General features: G+C 60.7%; 19 protein-coding genes. 2 read left to right on the top strand and 17 right to left on the bottom strand.

Annotated features, from left to right (window positions below; genetic code table 11):
* Positions 1-74: 74 nt before the first annotated feature.
* Positions 75-1,223, top strand: coding sequence for an acyl-CoA dehydrogenase family protein (locus tag KGB07_RS14610; protein WP_223465745.1), 1,149 nt, complete (start codon positions 75-77; stop codon positions 1,221-1,223).
* Positions 1,224-1,353: 130 nt separating this feature from the next.
* On the opposite strand, the gene KGB07_RS14605 is transcribed toward KGB07_RS14610, so the two are convergent.
* The 17 genes from KGB07_RS14605 to ccoN (KGB07_RS14525) all read right to left on the bottom strand — a co-directional run bounded on the left by KGB07_RS14605 (position 1,354) and on the right by ccoN (KGB07_RS14525) (position 18,378).
* Positions 1,354-1,902 carry an adenine phosphoribosyltransferase gene (locus tag KGB07_RS14605; RefSeq protein WP_008050206.1) on the bottom strand — a complete coding sequence of 183 codons (549 nt, stop codon included), beginning with the start codon at positions 1,900-1,902 and terminating at the stop codon, positions 1,354-1,356.
* 80 nt (positions 1,903-1,982) lie between these two features.
* On the bottom strand, positions 1,983-2,717 hold the full coding sequence (gene fnr / locus KGB07_RS14600; protein ID WP_046041331.1) for a fumarate/nitrate reduction transcriptional regulator Fnr: 735 nt from the start codon (positions 2,715-2,717) through the stop codon (positions 1,983-1,985).
* 93 nt (positions 2,718-2,810) lie between these two features.
* On the bottom strand, positions 2,811-4,193 hold the full coding sequence (hemN, locus tag KGB07_RS14595; RefSeq protein ID WP_046041427.1) for an oxygen-independent coproporphyrinogen III oxidase: 1,383 nt from the start codon (positions 4,191-4,193) through the stop codon (positions 2,811-2,813).
* A 266-nt stretch (positions 4,194-4,459) separates the two neighbouring features.
* Positions 4,460-5,143 carry a sulfite exporter TauE/SafE family protein gene (locus KGB07_RS14590; protein WP_046041333.1) on the bottom strand — a complete coding sequence of 228 codons (684 nt, stop codon included), beginning with the start codon at positions 5,141-5,143 and terminating at the stop codon, positions 4,460-4,462.
* Complete coding sequence (gene ccoS, locus KGB07_RS14585; RefSeq protein ID WP_046041335.1) at positions 5,136-5,354, bottom strand: cbb3-type cytochrome oxidase assembly protein CcoS; 219 nt, start codon at positions 5,352-5,354, stop codon at positions 5,136-5,138. The genes KGB07_RS14590 and ccoS overlap by 8 nt, the downstream gene beginning before the upstream one ends.
* A 22-nt stretch (positions 5,355-5,376) precedes the next feature.
* Positions 5,377-7,827: a heavy metal translocating P-type ATPase gene (locus KGB07_RS14580; RefSeq protein ID WP_223465744.1), complete on the bottom strand. Its 2,451-nt coding sequence runs from the start codon at positions 7,825-7,827 to the stop codon at positions 5,377-5,379.
* Positions 7,828-8,008: 181 nt separating this feature from the next.
* A complete protein-coding gene (locus KGB07_RS14575) occupies positions 8,009-8,548 on the bottom strand; it encodes a FixH family protein (protein ID WP_046041339.1) in 540 nt (179 codons plus the stop codon).
* 11 nt (positions 8,549-8,559) lie between these two features.
* Positions 8,560-9,975, bottom strand: a complete 1,416-nt coding sequence (ccoG, locus tag KGB07_RS14570) for a cytochrome c oxidase accessory protein CcoG (RefSeq protein WP_046041341.1) — start codon at positions 9,973-9,975, stop codon at positions 8,560-8,562.
* A gap of 254 nt (positions 9,976-10,229) precedes the next feature.
* Complete coding sequence (locus KGB07_RS14565; RefSeq protein WP_223465742.1) at positions 10,230-11,321, bottom strand: metallophosphoesterase family protein; 1,092 nt, start codon at positions 11,319-11,321, stop codon at positions 10,230-10,232.
* 146 nt (positions 11,322-11,467) lie between these two features.
* Positions 11,468-12,445 (bottom strand): cytochrome-c oxidase, cbb3-type subunit III, encoded by a 978-nt coding sequence (gene ccoP, locus KGB07_RS14560; protein WP_046041345.1) that lies wholly within the window; start codon positions 12,443-12,445, stop codon positions 11,468-11,470.
* Positions 12,442-12,627 carry a CcoQ/FixQ family Cbb3-type cytochrome c oxidase assembly chaperone gene (locus tag KGB07_RS14555; RefSeq protein ID WP_003175465.1) on the bottom strand — a complete coding sequence of 62 codons (186 nt, stop codon included), beginning with the start codon at positions 12,625-12,627 and terminating at the stop codon, positions 12,442-12,444. Before KGB07_RS14555 ends, ccoP (KGB07_RS14560) begins: the two co-directional genes overlap by 4 nt.
* 5 nt (positions 12,628-12,632) lie before the next feature.
* Positions 12,633-13,241, bottom strand: a complete 609-nt coding sequence (gene ccoO / locus KGB07_RS14550; RefSeq protein ID WP_009042961.1) for a cytochrome-c oxidase, cbb3-type subunit II — start codon at positions 13,239-13,241, stop codon at positions 12,633-12,635.
* Positions 13,241-14,683 (bottom strand): cytochrome-c oxidase, cbb3-type subunit I, encoded by a 1,443-nt coding sequence (gene ccoN, locus KGB07_RS14545; RefSeq protein ID WP_046041350.1) that lies wholly within the window; start codon positions 14,681-14,683, stop codon positions 13,241-13,243. Before ccoN (KGB07_RS14545) ends, ccoO (KGB07_RS14550) begins: the two co-directional genes overlap by 1 nt.
* 500 nt (positions 14,684-15,183) lie before the next feature.
* Positions 15,184-16,140, bottom strand: a complete 957-nt coding sequence (gene ccoP / locus KGB07_RS14540; protein ID WP_223465741.1) for a cytochrome-c oxidase, cbb3-type subunit III — start codon at positions 16,138-16,140, stop codon at positions 15,184-15,186.
* The gene (locus KGB07_RS14535) at positions 16,137-16,331 is read right to left on the bottom strand and encodes a cbb3-type cytochrome oxidase subunit 3 (RefSeq protein ID WP_046041353.1); all 195 of its coding nucleotides are present in this window, start codon (positions 16,329-16,331) and stop codon (positions 16,137-16,139) included. The genes ccoP (KGB07_RS14540) and KGB07_RS14535 overlap by 4 nt, the downstream gene beginning before the upstream one ends.
* A gap of 3 nt (positions 16,332-16,334) precedes the next feature.
* Entirely contained in the window at positions 16,335-16,943 is a 609-nt protein-coding gene (ccoO, locus tag KGB07_RS14530) for a cytochrome-c oxidase, cbb3-type subunit II (RefSeq protein WP_008020035.1), read from the bottom strand.
* 10 nt (positions 16,944-16,953) lie between these two features.
* Positions 16,954-18,378: a cytochrome-c oxidase, cbb3-type subunit I gene (gene ccoN, locus KGB07_RS14525; protein ID WP_046041357.1), complete on the bottom strand. Its 1,425-nt coding sequence runs from the start codon at positions 18,376-18,378 to the stop codon at positions 16,954-16,956.
* Positions 18,379-18,472: 94 nt separating this feature from the next.
* Here ccoN (KGB07_RS14525) and KGB07_RS14520 point away from each other — a divergent pair, with 94 nt between their 5' ends.
* On the top strand, positions 18,473-19,150 hold the full coding sequence (locus KGB07_RS14520) for an alpha/beta fold hydrolase (protein ID WP_223465738.1): 678 nt from the start codon (positions 18,473-18,475) through the stop codon (positions 19,148-19,150).
* The last annotated feature ends 9 nt before the right edge of the window (positions 19,151-19,159 follow it).

Below are 19,159 nucleotides of genomic sequence, written 5' to 3'. Positions count from 1 at the left end.
TGACTTACACAATTTTGTTGAAAACCAAGCAAGCGCTCGGTTAACTTCACTGACCTCTTCAGTGGAGCTCGCCGATGTCTGCCTTTCAGGAATACTTCGACCCCGGCCACCAATTGGTCCGTGACAGCGTCAGACGTTTCGTCGAGCGCGAGATACTTCCTGATATCGAGCAGTGGGAAGAAGCCGAAAGCTTTCCTCGTGAGCTCTACCTCAAGGCCGGTGCAGCGGGGATTCTCGGCATCGGTTATCCGGAAGCTTACGGAGGCAGCCATGAAGGGGATCTGTTCGCCAAGGTTGCCGCCAGTGAAGAGTTGATGCGCTGCGGCTCAGGCGGGCTGGTTGCCGGCCTGGGGTCGCTGGATATCGGCTTGCCGCCCATTCTCAAGTGGGCCCGGCCCGAAGTGCGGGATCGTGTGCTGCCCCAGGTGCTGTCGGGAGAGAAGATCAGCGCCCTGGCCATCACCGAGCCTGGCGGCGGCTCCGACGTCGCCAACCTGCAAACCCGTGCCGTGCGCGACGACGATTTCTACCGGATCAGTGGCAGCAAGACCTTTATCACCAGCGGCGTGCGCGCGGATTTCTATACCGTTGCCGTGCGAACGGGCGAGCCAGGTTTCGGTGGCATCAGCCTGCTGCTGATCGAGAAGGGCACGCCCGGTTTCACCGTAGGACGGCAGCTGAAGAAAATGGGCTGGTGGGCGTCAGACACCGCTGAACTGTTCTTCGATGATTGCCGGGTGCCTGTAGGAAACCTGATCGGTGCCGAGAACATGGGCTTTGCCTGCATCATGGGCAATTTCCAGAGCGAACGCCTGGCCCTGGCGTTGATGGCCAACATGACCGCACAACTTGCGCTGGAAGAGAGCCTGAAATGGGCGCGCCAGCGCGAAGCCTTTGGCAAGCCGATCGGCAAGTTTCAGGTGATCAAGCATCGCCTCGCCGAGATGGCGACCGCGCTGGAGGTGTCCCGGGAATTCACATACCGCCAGGCGGCGAAGATGGCGGCGGGGCAGAGCGTGATCAAGGAGATTTCCATGGCCAAGAATTTTGCGACGGATACCGCGGACCGGATCGTCACCGATGCGGTGCAGATACTCGGTGGGCTGGGTTACATGCGCGAGAGTCTGGTGGAGCGGCTGTACCGCGACAACCGGATCCTGTCGATTGGCGGCGGGACGCGGGAAGTGATGAACGAGATCATCAGCAAGCAGATGGGGCTTTGAGTTCGGTGGTGTAGCGGCTGACGCTTTCGCGAGCAAGCCCGCTCCCACAGTGAATTGCATTCTTCCTGACAGAACGCAGTCAAATGTGGGAGCGGGCTTGCTCGCGAATGGCGTCAGTACAGGCGCCAGATTACTTATCGCTCAACGCAAACTGCGTCAGGCAGAACGTAGGAATGCCCATGTCTTCCAGACGCTGCGAGCCACCCAGTTCCGGCAGATCGATGATCGCCGCCGCTTCATGCACCCGCGCGCCCATGCGGCGGATCAGGTTGGCGGCGGCAATCAGGGTGCCGCCGGTAGCGATCAGGTCATCGAACATCACCACCGAATCCCCTTCACACAGGCTGTCGGCGTGCACTTCCAGGAAGGCTTCGCCGTATTCGGTCGCATAGCCCTCGGCCAGCACTTCAGCCGGCAGTTTGCCTTGCTTGCGGAACAGCACCAGCGGCTTGTTCAACTGATAGGCCAGTACCGAACCGATCAGGAAACCACGGGCGTCCATCGCGCCGATGTGGGTGAAGTCAGCCTCGACGTAACGGTGGGCGAAGCTGTCCATCACCAGGCGCAGGGCCGTGGGTGACTGGAACAGCGGGGTGATGTCGCGAAAGATCACACCCGGTTTCGGGAAGTCGATGACAGGGCGGATGAGGGATTTGATGTCGAAGGAGTCGAAGACCATCGTCGTGGTGTCCTGGCAGGGCTGCAAACAACGAAGTATAACGGCGGCTGAACCGTTTCGCTCAGCCGCAACGTTTTGTTTCAGCCTTCCAGCGAGCCACCGGCCAGGGCGCACAGCTGGATCGGGTCGATAATCCGGATTTCCTTGCCTTCTGCCGCAATCAGTTCGTTTTGCTGGAAGCGGGTAAAGACCCGTGACACGGTTTCCACCGCCAGGCCCAGGTAGTTGCCGATTTCGTTGCGCGACATGCTCAGGCGGAACTGATTGGCGGAAAAACCCCGGGCGCGGAAACGTGCCGAGAGGTTGACCAGGAAGGTGGCAATGCGTTCGTCGGCGGTCTTTTTCGACAACAGCAGCATCATCTGCTGGTCGTCACGGATTTCGCGACTCATCACGCGCATCAGCTGACGGCGCAACTGCGGCAATTGCAGGGCCAGTTCGTCGAGGCGTTCGAAAGGAATCTCACACACCGAGGTGGTTTCCAGGGCTTGTGCCGACACCGGGTGCTTTTCGGTGTCCATGCCCGACAGGCCAACCAGTTCGCTGGGCAGGTGGAAACCAGTGAGCTGTTCCTCACCGGTGTCGCTCAGGCTGAAGGTCTTGAGGGCGCCAGAACGGACTGCGTAAACAGAATCGAAGGTATCGCCCTGGCGGAACAGAAATTCGCCTTTTTTCAGCGGCCGGCCGCGTTTGACGATTTCGTCCAGCGCATCCATGTCTTCCAGATTCAACGAAAGTGGCAGGCAAAGAGGGGCCAGGCTGCAATCCTTGCAATGGGCTTGATTATGAGCGCGCAGTTTTACTGGCTCGGACATTTCTTCAATCCTTGTGGGAATTCACACATAAGACGTAAGGGTAACTCACCCGAGGACATTGAGGCCAGCCTGTGGCGCTTTTGTCGCAGCGCTCTAGATTACCCGTGAAAAACGCTGGCGACTGTGTTGTTCCAGGTACGCGTCGAACACCATACACACCGAGCGGGCCAACAGTCGTCCGGCGGGCAGGATGGTGATCCTGTCGCGTTCGAGTTCGATCAGCCCGTCTTTGGCCATGCCTTGCAGCTGGGGCCAGAGATCACCGAAATAGCCCTGGAAATCGATGTTGAAGGCCCGTTCGATATCGGAAAACTCCAGGCTGAAATTGCAGATCAATTGCTGGATGACCGCGCGCCGCAGCCGGTCGTCGGCGTTGCACAGCAGGCCACGGCTCGTGGCGAGCTGCATGGATGCAAGGACGTTCTGGTACTCGGTCAGGTCGCTGCTGTTCTGGCAGTACAGGTCGCCGATCTGGCTGATCGCCGACACGCCAAGGCCGATCAGATCGCAATGACCGTGGGTGGTGTAGCCCTGGAAGTTGCGTTGCAGGGTCGACTCTTCCTGGGCAATCGCCAGCTCATCGTCGGGCAGGGCGAAGTGGTCCATGCCAATGTAGCGGTAGCCGGCGCTGATCAGTTGCTCAATGGTGCGCTGCAGCATTTCCAGTTTCTGCGCGGGTGTTGGCAGTTCATTGCTGTTGATGCGCCGCTGGGGCATGAAGCGTTCCGGCAAGTGGGCGTAGTTGAACACCGATAACCTGTCCGGTTGCAGGTTGATGACCTCTTCGACGGTGCGGGCGAAATTCTCCGGCGTCTGTCTTGGCAGGCCGTAGATCAGGTCGATGTTGATCGAGCGAAACTGCAAGGTGCGGGCGGCGTCGATCACCGCGCGGGTTTCTTCCAGGCTTTGCAGGCGATTGACTGCACGCTGAACCGCCGGATCGAGGTCTTGCAGGCCGATGCTCACCCGATTGAAGCCCAGTTCCCGCAGCAGGCCCATGGTCGACCAGTCGGCCTCGCGCGGGTCGATCTCGATGCCGTAGTCGCCGGAGTCGTCGTCCAGCAAATTGAAGTGTTTGCGCAGATGCGTCATCAACTGGCGCAGTTCGTCGTGGCTGAGAAAGGTAGGTGTGCCGCCACCGAAGTGCAGTTGCTCGACTTTCTGCGTGGGGTCGAGGTGGCAAGCGATCAACTGGATTTCCTGTTCCAGGCGCTGCAAATACGGCTGCGCCCGCCCGCGATCCTTGGTGATGACCTTGTTGCAGGCGCAGTAATAGCAAATGTTCGCGCAGAACGGCACGTGCACGTACAGCGACAACGGGCGTTGGGCCTTGCGGCTGTCGCGCAGGGCATGAAACAGGTCGAAAGTGCCGACCTGGCTGTTGAATTGCACGGCGGTCGGGTACGAGGTGTAGCGTGGTCCCGCCAGGTCATAACGGCGGATCAGATCGGTGTCCCAACGAATGGCGTCGAGCATCATGCGGGCATTCCCCCGGATAGGCTGGCAGTGTCAGCCACTTTATGCGAGGGCGGGGAGGGGCATCTTGATTTGCATCAAGGGGGAGTGTGAAGTGCATTTTGTGGCGAGGGGGCTTGTCGGAATGCCGCACCACCCCGTTCGGCGGCGTAGCCGTCGTATACCCAACAACTTTTTCTCACTGACTCACTGCATTATCTGATTTGGGGCCGCTGCGCAGCCCAACGGGGTGGTGCGGCATTCCGACAAGCCCCCTCGCCACAATGTCAGTGCCCCATGAGCCAATGCTGATGCGGCCCCGGCAAGGTCCAGATGCCGAACAGCATCACGAGCAATCCACCCGCCATCCGCACGCTGCGTTTGCGCAACAGTGCGGTGATGCGCTCGGCGGCAAGGCCTGTCGCCAGCAGCACCGGCCAGGTGCCGAGCCCGAACGCGAGCATCAACAATGCGCTGTCCAGCGCGTTGCCCTGGCTGGCCGACCATAGCAAGGTGCTGTAAACCAGACCGCACGGCAGCCAGCCCCAGAGCGCGCCCAACAGCAGCGCACGGGGAACGCTCGACACCGGCAACAACCGGTTGGCGACTGGCTGGATATGCCGCCACAGGCCGCGACCGAGGCTTTCGATACGGGTCAGGCCGCTCCACCAGCCGGCCAGGTACAGGCCCATGGCAATCAGCAGCAAGCCGGCAAGGATGCGCAGGAACATCGCCGCCGGGCTGCTGGCCACGGCCCATCCGGCCAGGCCGATCAGCAGTCCGGCGCAGGCATAGCTCAGGATCCGGCCCAGGTTGTAGGCCAGCAACAAGCGAAAGCGGCGACTGCGTTGTTCCTTGGGAATCGCCAGGGTCAGCGCGCCCATCAAGCCGCCGCACATGCCCAGGCAATGGCCGCCGCCGAGCAAGCCGAGGATCACCGCAGACACCAGCAGTGGCGCAAGGTCAAGCATGGGGCGGGGCCTTGTCTTGCGGCTTGGTCGGTTGGCCGCTGGCCTCATCGACGGCGGCGGTGTGGTTCGGGTCCTGGTCGTCGAACAGGATGCTATGGGCCGGGCCGTCGAGGTCGTCGTACTGACCGCTGTCCACCGCCCAGAAGAAGATATAGACGGCGATGGCCACGATCAGCAGCGCAGCGGGAATCATCACGTAAAGAGCTGGCATCTGGACTCCATGCCCGCGCGGCTCAGGCCGGCAGCGGGCGGGTTTCTGGCGAAGTGCTGGCGGCGGGCGCGCTCGGCATGCGAGTCAGGCGCAGCGCGTTCAACACCACGGTCAACGAACTGATCGACATGCCCACCGCCGCCCAGACCGGAGTGATCCAGCCGAGGGCGGCGAAGGGCAACATGAGGCCATTGTACAACCCGGCCCACAGAAGGTTCTCGATAATGACCCGGCGGGTGCGCCGCGCCAGGCTGAAGGCTTGCACCAGCGCGTCGAGGCGGTTGGACAGCAACACGGCATCGGCACTGGTTTTCGCAAGGTCGGTGGCCGAGCCCATGGCGACGCTGATATCCGCAGCCGCCAGCACCGGCACATCATTGACGCCGTCGCCGAGCATCAACACCTTGCGACCTTCCTTGTGCAGTTGTTGCAGGACCTGCAGTTTATCGTCCGGACGCAAGCCGCCACGGGCTTCATCGATACCCAGTTCCGCCGCCACGCTGGCGACCATCGGCGAGCTGTCGCCGGACAACAGCAGCGTGCGCCAGCCACGCGCCTTGCACGCGGCCAGCAGTGCGGGCGCATCGGCCCGCAAGCGATCGTCGAGGACGAACCAGACCAGCGGTCCCTGGCTGTCGCCAAGCAGCAGCCATTGGCCGGCTTCTTCGGGCATCGACGGCACCACGGCGCCGCTGAGTTCGCAGACGAAACGCGGTTGGCCGATGCGCAGACGTCGCCCATCAACCAGCCCCTCCAGGCCAAGGCCCGGTGTGCTGTGGACTTCTTCGGCAGCCATCGGCGCACGACCGAAAGCGCGGGCGATCGGATGTTCGGAGCGGTTTTCCAGGGCGGCGGCGAGACCCAGGCATTGATCGCTGTCGAGTGCGCCGAGGGGGCGGATCGAACGCAGCGCCAGGCGACCTTCGGTGAGGGTTCCGGTCTTGTCGAAAATCACTGTGTCGATCTGGTTCAGGCCTTCCAGCACATGGCCACGCGTCAACAGCAGGCCCAGTTTGTGCAATGTGCCGGTGGCGGCGGTGAGGGCGGTCGGTGTGGCCAGCGACAACGCGCAAGGGCAAGTCGCTACCAGCATCGCCAACACAATCCAGAATGCTCGCGATGAGTCCAGTTCCCACCACAGCAGGCCAATGACCGCAGCCGCAATCAACGACAACAGTAGGAACCATTGCGCGGCGCGGTCGGCGATTTCCGCCAGGCGCGGCTTTTCGGCCTGGGCACGATCGAGCAGGCGAACGATGGCCGAGAGGCGAGTGTCCTGGCCCAGGGCCTGAACCTCGACGGTCAGTGCGCCTTCGACATTCATTGTGCCGGCGGTGACCGCGTCGCCGAGGGTGCGGGGTTGTGGCAGGTATTCACCGGTCAGCAGGGACTCGTCGACACTCGACTGGCCGTCGAGGATCTTGCCGTCAGCCGGGAGAATGGCGCCCGGATGAACCAGCACCTGATCGCCGACACGCAGTTCACTGAGCAGGATGCGTTCGCTCTGGCCGTCGGTTGTCAATCGCAGGCACGAGGCGGGCAACAGATTCACCAGCTGCGCGGTGGCGGCGGCGGTGCGTTCGCGGGCGCGGCGTTCCAGATAACGCCCGGCCAGCAGGAACAGGGCAAACATGCCGACGGCATCGAAATACAGTTCGCCAACCCCGGTGACCGACGTCCAGATCCCGGCGATGTAAGCGCTACCGATGGCCAGCGACACCGAAACGTCCATGGTCAGGTGGCGGGTGCGCAGATCGCGCATGGCGCCTTTGAAGAACGGCGCGCAGCTGTAGAACACAATCGGAGTGGTGAGGAACAGCGCGACCCAGCGCAGGATGGTGTGCAGTTCGGGGCTGAGGTCGATGTTGAATTCAGGCCAGGTGGCCATGGTTGCCATCATCGCCTGGAACCACAGCAAACCGGCCACGCCGAGCTGGCGCAGGGCCAGGCGGTTTTCGCTGGCCAGTTGTTCGCTGGCCCGGTCGGCCTGATACGGGTGTGCGGCGTAACCGATGTGACGCAGCTCGCTGAGGACCTGGCTCAGCGGCAATTGCCCATCGGCCCAGCGTACGTGCAGGCGATGGTTGGACAGGTTCAGGCGCGCTTCGGCCACGGCCGGCAAGGTGCGCAGGTGTTTTTCGATCAGCCAGCCGCAAGCCGCGCAGCTGATGCCTTCCATCAATAGTGTGGTTTCGGCGAGTTCGCCGTCGTGGCGAACGAAGGGTTGCTGCACATCGGCACGGTCGTACAGCGCCAGTTCATCCACCAGTTGCACCGGCAGCGCTTCGGGGTTGGCCGAGGCTTCGCTGCGGTGCTGGTAATAGCTTTCCAGGCCACCGGCGACAATGGCTTCGGCCACGGCCTGGCAACCCGGGCAGCAAAATTCGCGGGTTTGCCCCAGGACCGCCGCGGTGAAGCGGCTGCCGGCCGGGACGGGCAGGGCGCAGTGGTAGCAGGGGAGTGGGGTGGTCATTTCTGTAGCCATGAAAGCCTTTGTGGCGAGGGAGCTTGTCGGATCGCCGCATCGTCCCGCTCGGCTGCGAAGCAGTCGTAGTGCTGCGGACTCGCTGTACCTGAAGGAACTGAGTTGCAGATTTTAGGGGTGCTGCGCACCCCAGCGGGAGCAAGCTCCCTCGCCACATTCGATGGCATTTTTATTTCTTCAGGTCTTCGGCACCTTGCAGCGGTTCGTCACCCAGCAGCAGGTCTTTGTCATGGCTGACCATTTCTTCTTCGAACATGCGCCAGATGTGCTCGTCCTGAGTGCCGAGCAACTCGACAAAACGCCGGCCTTCGACCTTGTCGCTCAACTGGCCGATGTAGCGGCCCTGTTCGGTTTCGCTGCGGGTCAGGGTGATCTTGCGATCCTTTTCCGGTTGGGTCGGCGAGATCAGGTTCAGCTCCAGGGTCCCGGGCTGGCTGTCGCCGCTCAGGCGCAGGTCAACCTCGCCGGTCATGCCATCGAGATGAACGCTGGCGCGCATTTTCAGGGTCTGGGCCAGCAGCTCACGGTCGAGGGAGCGGTTGATGCCTTTGCCGGCCTCGTAGTAGTTGTCGTTGACCAGGTTGTCCGGGTTCTTCACCGCGATGGTCACCATGGACAAGGTCAGGGTCACCGAGCAGGCCAGGATCCCGATGATGATCCACGGCCAGAGGTGCTTGTACCAGGGACTAGCGGCAGTTGCTGCGGGCATGTTCAGTTCTCTCAACGAATTTGTGGGCCGATGAACCGGCTCTTGGCTTCAATGTGGACGCTGTCGTCATCGGCGTCCTTGAGGATGAATTTCACCTCGTTGGTGCTCGACGGCAGTTTTTCCGGTGCGACGGAGAGCTCGGCAGGCTGGCTGATGATCTCGCCGGCCGCGACCTTGATCTCGCGTCGACCCTGCAATTTGAGATCCGGCAGGCCGGAGGCTTCGAGCAGGTAGGTATGGTCGCGCTGGTCCTTGTTCATGATTTTCAGGCTGTAGACGTTTTCGATCCGGCCTTCGGCGTTCTCGCGGTACAGCACGCGGTCCTTGCTGACATCGAAGCCCACCAGTGCACGCATGAAGAACGCCGTCGCCAGCAGGCTGATCATCGCCAGCAGCACCACGGCATAGCCAATCAGGCGCGGACGCAGTTTATGGGTTATCTGCCCGGACAGGTTGTGCTCGGTGGTGTAGCTGATCAGCCCGCGCGGGTAATCCATTTTGTCCATGATGGCGTCGCAGGCATCGATACAGGCGGCGCAACCGATGCATTCGATTTGCAGGCCGTCGCGGATGTCGATACCGGTCGGGCAGACCTGGACGCACATGGTGCAGTCGATGCAGTCGCCCAGGCCCTGAGCCTTGTAGTCGATGCCTTTTTTGCGCGGGCCACGGCCTTCGCCACGGCGCGGGTCGTAGGAAACGATCAGGGTGTCCTTGTCGAACATCACACTCTGGAAGCGCGCGTACGGGCACATGTAGATGCACACCTGTTCACGCAACCAGCCGGCGTTGCCATAAGTGGCGAGGGTGAAGAAACCGACCCAGAAGTACGACCAGCCATCCGCCTGGCCGGTGAAGAAGTCGAACACCAGTTCGCGGATCGGCGAGAAGTAGCCGACGAAGGTCATGCCGGTGACGAAACCGATCAGCAGCCACAGGCTGTGTTTGCTGAACTTGCGCAGGAGCTTGTTGGCGCTCATCGGCGCCTTGTCGAGCTTGATGCGTTGGTTGCGGTCACCTTCAGTGACTTTTTCGCACCACATGAAGATCCAGGTCCAGACGCTTTGCGGGCAGGTATAGCCGCACCAGACCCGTCCGGCGTACACGGTGATGAAGAACAGGCCGAAGGCGGCGATGATCAACATGCCGGACAGCAGAATGAAGTCCTGGGGCCAGAAGGTGGCGCCGAAAATGAAGAACTTGCGCTCCGGCACGTTCCACCACACGGCTTGATGACCGCCCCAGTTCAGCCACACCGTGCCGAAATACAGCAGGAACAACACGGCACCGCCGGTCATCCGCAGGTTACGAAACAGGCCGGTGAAGGCGCGGGTGTAGATTTTTTCCCTGGAGGCATAGAGGTCGACGCTGTTGTTCGCGTTCTTGGTGGGTGGAGTGACGTCGTGTACCGGAATCTGGTTGCTCATCATTGCATCCCACGGCAGTGGAAAAATGCCTCGGTCAGTACGTGCCGACCGCGGTCAAAAAGGGGTGTTGCAGTGGCGCAATGATACGCCTGTCGCTCTAGCCTGCGGGTGCGACCTTTGGTCGCGTTGGGAGAAATCCGCGGATGGTGTAGCGAATGTAACAAAACATGATGCAGGTCAATTGACACCCGCAGTATAGCTGCCCGGTCGTGGGGCATCGACGCCATCAGGTCATCCGATGGCGTCGCGGCGGTTTATTTGACCGGGACGGTATGGCTGGCAACAGGATTGCGCCAGTCATTGCCGGCGATGACGTTGACGGTGAGGGACTTTCTGTCGGGAGAAAAACTGGCCGACAACCAGCTTTGCCGAGTGGCCGAACCACTCATGAACAGTGGCGTATCACCATAGACGTAGTTGCTGGTCGGGTACTTTCCGTTCTGTTTGTTTGCATCGGCGGAAAATACGGCGGTCACGCGATAGTCCTCGAGCATCCGGGAGAACCGCATGATTTCGCGCTCCTGAACCGGCCAGCCGAACGGCTGGTGCAAGTTCAGCAGAATGATTTTGCCCTGGGCTCGAGCACGTTGCAGGTCTCGCTCCAGCCAGTCCAGCGAAGCGGTGATTTCGTAGGCGGTCGTATTGAAAAGCGAGTGAGTGGAAAAGTTGACGGAGTAGGTTGGCTCGTTGTGCAACTGGACCAAGTGAACATCGCCATAGTCCCTGGAATACGCCAGGCTGCCGTACCAGGTTTTCGTGAAAACAGAAGCCCTGGCGGCGAGGTCCAGGGTGGCGACTTTACCCCAGTAGCGATTCTTCAGGTCGTCGACGCTCCCGGCAGCGCAGTCGGGGCAACCTGCGACATTGAAGTCGTAGTCGTGATTGCCCAAGCCAAAGTCGTAAAGTTTGTTGAGTTTGTCCTGCAATACCGAATGAACGTAGGCGCGTTCTCTGGGATGCCCGGAAGCGGTCAGGTTACCGTTGATCATCACCGGGATGGCGGCAGCCCCTCCGAGTTGGTTCCTGAAGTCGGCAATGCTGCTGTATTGGGCGTTGATCAGCCACTTTGATCGCGCTTCCTTGTCGGCTGCGGACTCGTGTTCCTTGTTATCGGATTTTTCACTGGAGGGGTACTTCGGTTCCGAGGCAAACACCAGGTGTTGCGGCTGGGATTGGCTGGCCATCGAATGCATGACGGGGGCACAGGTCAATATCAGCAGGGAGAGCAGTTTGCAGCTGTTTGAAATTATCATGGAAGTCCATTTCCGTTTTATTGATGTTGTTTGTCTTGCGGTGCAGGGATTGTCGAAATAGATGAATTTATGCGGCGGTTTTTTCTGAAGCAATCAGGTGTCGAGGCTTTGTTGATAAGGCATGTTTCCGCGATTGACTGGAAATTTGCTCTATTGGTTTTGTTGTTTGGCATCAATAACAAAACGGCCCCGCCAATTCACATTGGCGGGGCCGTATTTTGTAGCTTCAAGCGTTTGCCTTACTCGGCGTCCGCTGCCTTCTCGCCGTGAGACAGGCTGTAGACGTAAGCGGCCAGCAGGTGAACCTTGTCGTTACCTTGCAGCTGCTCTTGCGCAGGCATCTGGCCCTGACGGCCATAACGGATGGTCTGCTGCAGTTGAGCGAAGCTCGAACCGTAGATGAACGCTGCCGGGTGAGTCAGGTTAGGTGCGCCCATCGCTGGGGTGCCTTTGCCTTCCGGACCGTGGCACGCCACGCAGTTGGTAGCGAACAGTTTCTGCCCGGCAACCGGGTCGGCCTTGGTGCCTTCCGGCAGCTTGCGGCCATCGAGGTTGGTCAGGACAAACGCGGCCACGTCGGCCACGCCTTGCTCGCCAATCACGTCAGCCCACGCAGGCATCACCGCATGACGGCCGCCCATGATGGTGGTCTTGATGGTTTGCGGCTCGCCGCCCCAGCGCCAGTCGGCGTCGGTCAGGTTCGGGAAGCCATAGGCGCCCTTGGCGTCGGAACCGTGGCAAACCGAGCAGTTGGAGGCGAACAGGCGGCCACCCATCTTCAGGGCTTGCGGGTCCTTGGCCACTTCTTCGATTGGCATGGCCGCGAACTTGGCGAAGATCGGACCGAACTTGGCGTCCGACTTGGCCATTTCCTTTTCCCACTCGTGAACGCCGGTCCAGCCGGTCTGGCCGTTGGCGAACGGGGTCTGCTTCTCGTTGTCGAGGTAGCCGTAACCCGGCAGCAGGCCTTTCCAGTTACCCAGGCCCGGATACAGCGCCAGGTAGCCCAGTGCGAAGATGATGGTGCCCACGAACAGCATGAACCACCATTTCGGCAGCGGGTTGTCGTACTCCTCGATGCCATCGAAGGAGTGCCCGACGGTCTCGTCTGTCTGTTCGCTGCGCTGGCCCTTGCGGGTCGACAGCAGCAGCCAGGTCAGGGCGAAGATCGTACCGAGACTGAGGACTGTGACGTACAGACTCCAGAATGTAGTCATTCTTTGTTACTCCTAGAAGCTTGCTCGACGTGCTTGATGGCTTCGGGATCATCCGCGAAAGGCAGCAAGGTCGCGTCTTCAAACTCCGACTTGCGCTTGGGGCTGAACACCCACAGTGCCAGTCCGATGAAGGCCACCATCACGACAACGGTGCCCAGGCCACGAATCATCCCTATATCCATCTAATTCACCGTTTGCTTTTGATGATGGTGCCCAGGCCTTGCAGATAGGCCACCAGCGCGTCCATTTCGGTTTTGCCCTTCACAGCATCCTTGGCGCCGGCGATGTCTTCGTCGGTGTAAGGGACGCCGAGCGTGCGCAAGACTTCCATTTTCTTGGCGGTGTCTTTGCCGTCGAGCTTGTTTTCCACGAGGAACGGGTAGGCCGGCATTTTCGACTCGGGCACTACGTTGCGCGGGTTGTACAGGTGCGCACGCTGCCAGTCATCGGAGTAACGACCGCCGACGCGGGCCAGGTCCGGACCGGTACGCTTGGAACCCCACAGGAACGGGTGGTCCCAGACGCTTTCACCGGCGACCGAGTAGTGGCCGTAGCGTTCGGTTTCAGCACGGAACGGACGGATCATCTGCGAGTGGCAGCCGACACAACCGTTGGCGATATAAACGTCCCGGCCTTCCAGTTCAAGGGCGGTGCGGGGCTTCATGCCCTCGACCGGCTTGTTGGTGACATCCTGGAAAAACAGCGGAACGATCTGGGTCAGGCCGCCGATGCTGACGGCGATGACCATGAAGAAGGCCAGCAGGCCAATATTCTTCTCGACTGCTTCATGCTTCATCAGTGAGCTCCAACTACGGCAATCTGTTCGGCGGCTTTGGCTTCAGCCGGGTTCGAGGCGCGTACGGTACGGAATACGTTGTAGGCCATGAACAGCATGCCGGTGGCGAAGAATGCACCGCCCAGGGCGCGGACGATGAAGCCCGGGTGGCTGGCTTGCAGCGCTTCGACGAACGAGTAGGTGAGGGTGCCGTCATCGTTGATTGCACGCCACATCAGGCCCTGGGTGATGCCGTTGACCCACATCGAAGCGATGTAGAGCACGGTACCGATGGTCGCGAGCCAGAAGTGGGTGTTGATCAGGCCGGTGCTGTGCATCTGCGCACGACCGAACAGTTTCGGGATCATGTGGTAGATGGCGCCGATCGAGATCATCGCAACCCAGCCCAGAGCGCCGGCATGTACGTGGCCGATGGTCCAGTCGGTGTAGTGCGACAGCGAGTTGACCGTCTTGATGGCCATCATCGGGCCTTCGAAGGTCGACATGCCGTAGAACGCCAGGGAAACCACCAGGAAGCGCAGGATCGGGTCGGTACGCAGCTTATGCCAGGCGCCCGACAGGGTCATCATGCCGTTGATCATGCCGCCCCAGCTTGGCGCCAGCAGGATGATCGACATCGCCATGCCCAGCGATTGTGCCCAGTCCGGCAGTGCGGTGTAGTGCAGGTGGTGCGGGCCGGCCCAGATGTACAGGGTGATCAGTGCCCAGAAGTGCACGATCGACAGGCGATAGGAGTAGATCGGACGCTCGGCCTGTTTCGGCACGAAGTAGTACATCATCCCCAGGAAGCCGGTGGTCAGGAAGAAGCCCACGGCGTTGTGGCCGTACCACCACTGGATCATCGCGTCCGTCGCACCCGAGTAGGCCGAGTAGGACTTGAACAGGCTGACCGGCAGCGACATGTGGTTGACGATGTGCAGCATTGCGGTCACGACGATGAACGCGCCGTAGAACCAGTTGCCCACATAGATGTGCTTGGTCTTGCGCTTGACGATGGTGCCGAAGAACACCAGACCGTAGGTGACCCAGACAATGGCCAGCAGAATAGCCAGGGGCCATTCCAGTTCCGCGTATTCCTTGGTGGTGGTGAAACCCATCGGCAAGGTAATGATCGCGCCGACGATCACCGCTTGCCATCCCCAGAAGGTAAAGGCGGCGAGGCTGTCGGAAATCAGTCGCGTTTGGCAGGTTCGCTGCACGACGTAATAAGAAGTGGCAAACAGTGCACATCCACCGAAGGCGAAAATCACCAGGTTGGTGTGCAGCGGGCGCAGGCGTCCAAAGCTCGTCCATGGCAGACCGAAGTTCAACTCCGGCCAGACCAGTTGCGAGGCAATGAAGACACCGAGCCCCATGCCAAGGATCCCCCAGACCACCGTCATGATGGCGAACTGGCGGACTACCTTATAGTTATAAGCAGTCGGACTGATTGCTGTGCTCATTCTAAGGTTCCACGGTTTGGGTGTTTTATTAGGATTAAAAATCGGCCGCAAGTATGGAGAAAGCAAGGGGTCATTGCAACGCGCCATGACCTGGGTCAATGCTTTCAAAAGCTGATTCTGCGGCCTTTCCATGCGCCGCGTAAGGACAAAATTGCCCGCGGGCAAAACGTCCCGGCGGACTGATCAGGCGAGGGGGTCAGGTCGGATGTAACGAGGTGTGTTCAAACGCAACGTTTGGCTGACCGAAGGCAATTGGTGCGACAGCCGGTATCTACCAGCCTTTGCGGCCTGTCATCGGGCAGATTCGTCGAACACATCGTTCAGGGTCGACCTGGAACCGGCACCGGCCAGTCCGCATCGGGGGAAGCTTAGACCCGAATCCGGTGATCCGAAAGAAAGAGTCAAAGAGGGTGCGACAATGCGTCGCAAAGAGGCAGCGGCAAGCTTCAAGCTGCAAGCTTCAAGAGAAATCCCGTTGCTTGCAGCTCTGGCTTTTGACTTTACTTGCCGCTTGTAGCTTGAAGCTTGCCGCTCAACGGCTCATCACCTCTGGAAAGGCTGTACACGTAAGCCGCGAGCAGCTGCACCTTATCGTTGCCGAGCAGTTCGTTCTGCGCCGGCATATGGCCCTGGCGGCCATGCCGAATCGTCTGCTCAAGCTGCGTCAGGCTTGTACCGTAAATGAAGCCGGCCGGGTGCGTCAGGTTCGGCGCGCCCATGGCTTCGGTGCCCTGGCCATTAGCTCCGTGACAGGCGACGCAGGTGGTGCTGAAGGCTTGCTGTCCGGCTTGCAGGTCGGCTTTGCTGTCGGCAGGCAATGGCAACTTGGCCAGGCCATGGCGCACATAAGCGGCGACGTTTTTCACACCGTCCTCCCCCAGGACTTCACCCCAGGCCGGCATCATCGCCATCCGGCCACCCATGATGGTGGTCTTGAGGGTTTCTGCATTGCCGCCCCAGCGCCAGTCGCTGTCGGTCAGGTTGGGGAAACCGTATGCACCCTTGGCGTCCGAGCCGTGGCACACCGAGCAGTTGGAGGCAAACAGGCGGCCGCCCATTTTCAGTGCCTGCGGGTCCTTGGCCACTTCTTCCACGGGCATCGCCGCGAACTTGGCGAAGATCGGCCCGAACTTCGCGTCAGCCTTGTCCATCTCCTTTTCCCATTCGTGCACGCCGGTCCAGCCGTTTTCGTAGCCGGGGAGGACGCCTTTCCAGCTGCCCAGGCCCGGATAAAGGATCAGATAACCGACGGCAAACACCAGGGTGCCAGCGAACAGCATGAACCACCATTGCGGCAACGGGTTGTCGTACTCCTCGATGCCGTCGAAGCTGTGGCCCATGGTCTGGTCGACACTGCCCTTGGTTTCACCCTTGCGGGTGCCGATCAACAGCCAGGTCAGGCCGATCAGGCTGCCGATGGTCAGTACGCAGATCCACGTACTCCAGAAGGTGGTCATGGCCGGGTACTCCTTGTTGCTGATTCTTCAGTGATGTCGGGTTGTGGCTCGTCGGCGAACGGCAGCAGGCGCGCTTCGGCGAATTCCGGGCTGCGCTTGCCGTTGAATACCCACAGGGTCAAGCCAATGAACGCGACGAATACGACGACAGTGCCAAGGCCGCGGATCATTCCAGTGCTCAATTCAAACATTGCTCACCTCTTGCTCTTGATGGCAGTGCCGAGCACTTGCAGGTAGGCGACCAGTGCATCCATCTCGCTCTTGCCCTTGAGGGACGCGACGGCGCCGGTGATGTCTTCGTCGGTGTACGGCACGCCCAGGGTGCGCATGGCCTTGATCTTGGTTTCGGTATGACTGCTGTCGAGTTGATTGGCCACCAGCCACGGGTAGGCCGGCATCTTCGACTCCGGCACGACGTTGCGCGGGTTGTACAAGTGCGCGCGGTGCCAGTCGTCCGAGTAGCGCGCGCCGACCCGCGCCAGGTCCGGCCCGGTGCGTTTCGAGCCCCACAGGAACGGGTGATCCCAGACGCTTTCACCGGCCACCGAGTAGTGTCCGTAGCGTTCGGTCTCGGCGCGGAACGGGCGGATCATCTGCGAGTGGCAGCCGACGCAGCCTTCGCGGATGTAGATGTCGCGACCTTCCAGTTGCAGTGCGGTGTAGGGCTTCATGCCTTCCACCGGTTTGTTGGTCACGTCCTGGAAGAACAGCGGGACGATCTGGGTCAGGCCGCCGATGCTCACGGCCAGGATCATCAGCAGCAGCAACAGGCCGACGTTTTTCTCGATAGTTTCGTGTTTCATGGCGGACTCCTCAGGCCATCTGCGCGGCAGCGGCGACTTCGGCAGGCTGCGAGGCCCGCACGGTGCGCCAAGTGTTGTAGGCCATCAGGAACATGCCGCTGAGGAAAATCGCACCGCCCACCAGCCGCACGACGAAGCCAGGGTGGCTGGCCACCAGGGTCTCGACGAAGGAGTAAGTCAGCGTGCCGTCTTCGTTCACCGCACGCCACATCAGACCCTGGGCGATGCCGTTGACCCACATCGAGGCGATGTACAGAACGGTGCCGATGGTGGCGAGCCAGAAGTGCGCGTTGATCAGGCCGATGCTGTGCATCTGCTCGCGGCCGAAGATTTTCGGGATCATGTGGTACAGCGCGCCGATGGAAATCATCGCCACCCAGCCCAAGGCGCCGGCGTGTACGTGGCCGATGGTCCAGTCGGTGTAGTGGGAGAGGGCGTTGACCGTCTTGATCGCCATCATCGGCCCTTCGAAGGTCGACATGCCGTAGAACGCCAGGGACACCACGAGGAAGCGCAGGACCGGGTCGCTGCGCAACTTATGCCAGGCACCCGAGAGGGTCATCATGCCGTTGATCATCCCGCCCCAGCTTGGTGCCAGCAGGATCAGCGACATCACCATGCCCAGCGACTGCGCCCAGTCCGGCAATGCGGTGTAGTGCAAGTGGTGCGGACCGGCCCAGATGTACAGGGTGATCAGCGCCCAGAAGTGCACGATCGACAGGCGATAGGAGTACACCGGACGCTCGGCCTGTTTCGGCACGAAGTAATACATCATCCCGAGGAAACCGGCGGTGAGGAAAAAGCCCACGGCGTTGTGCCCGTACCACCACTGCACCATCGCGTCAGTGGCACCGGAGTACAGCGAGTAGGACTTGGTGAAGCTGACCGGCAACTCCATGTTGTTGACGATGTGCAGGATCGCCACGGTGATGATGAACGCACCGAAGAACCAGTTACCGACATAAATGTGCTTGGTCTTGCGCTGCATGATCGTACCGAAGAACACGATGGCGTAAGCGACCCAGACGATGGTGATCAGGATGTCGATCGGCCATTCCAGCTCGGCGTATTCCTTGGAGCTGGTGTAGCCCAGCGGCAGGCTGATGGCTGCCAGCAGGATCACAAGCTGCCAGCCCCAGAAACAGAACGCGGCAACTGCGGGAGCAAATAAGCGTGTTTGGCACGTCCGTTGTACGGAGTACAACGAACTGGCGAACAGTGCGCAGCCGCCAAAGGCGAAGATCACCGCGTTGGTGTGTAGCGGGCGCAAGCGGCCGAAGCTGGTCCACGGCAAATTGAAGTTGAGTTCGGGCCAGACCAACTGGGCAGCGAGAAAAACCCCGAGCCCCATGCCGACGATGCCCCACACCACCGTCATAATGGCGAATTGGCGGACCACCTTGTAGTTGTAGGCGGTACTGATAGAAGTGTTCATGGTTCCCCATCCACGGTTCAGCCGAAGTGAGCGCGCAGCGCAAGGCAGTGCACCCTTCGGCCGGAGTTATAGGCAGACTAAAAGCGAGGCAAGCATGGACAAAGGGCACAAGGCCGGTATTGACGGGGATCAATGGGTGCAGTGCGTGCGGGATCATGGATGGTTGTGGAATGCCGCCGCTGGCAAGGCTACTGCGACGTTGATCCTCGCCCATGGCGCTGGCGCACCGATGGACAGCGACTGGATGAGCGACATGGCTGCACGCCTCGCCGCGCAAGGCGTCAACGTGTTGCGCTTCGAGTTTCCCTACATGGCGCAGCGGCGCCTCGATAGCGGCAAACGCCCGCCGAACCCGGCGCCGAAACTGCTGGAGTGTTGGCGTGAGGTGCATGCCATGGTGCGACGCCATGTCACTGGGCCGCTGGCCATTGGCGGCAAGTCCATGGGCGGGCGGATGGCCAGTTTGCTGGCCGAAGAATTGGGGGTGGATGCGCTGGTGTGCCTGGGGTATCCGTTTTATGCAGTGGGTAAACCGGAGAAGCCACGGGTTGAGCATTTGGCGGGGTTGAAGACACGAACCTTGATCGTGCAGGGTGAACGCGATGCATTGGGCAACCGGGAGGCGGTCGAGGGGTATGCGCTATCGCCGGGTATCGAGGTGTTCTGGCTGGTGGCGGGGGATCATGATTTGAAGCCGTTGAAGGCTTCGGGGTTTAGTCATGAGCAGCATTTGGTGGCTGCGGCACAGAAGGTGGCTTCATTCCTTCAATGAAGTTTTCGG

The organism is Pseudomonas sp. GL-RE-26 (assembly GCF_019956275.1).
Lineage (GTDB): Bacteria > Pseudomonadota > Gammaproteobacteria > Pseudomonadales > Pseudomonadaceae > Aquipseudomonas > Aquipseudomonas grandcourensis.
Note: the sequence above shows the minus strand (reverse complement) of the source record. Positions and strands in the feature narration are given on the sequence as shown.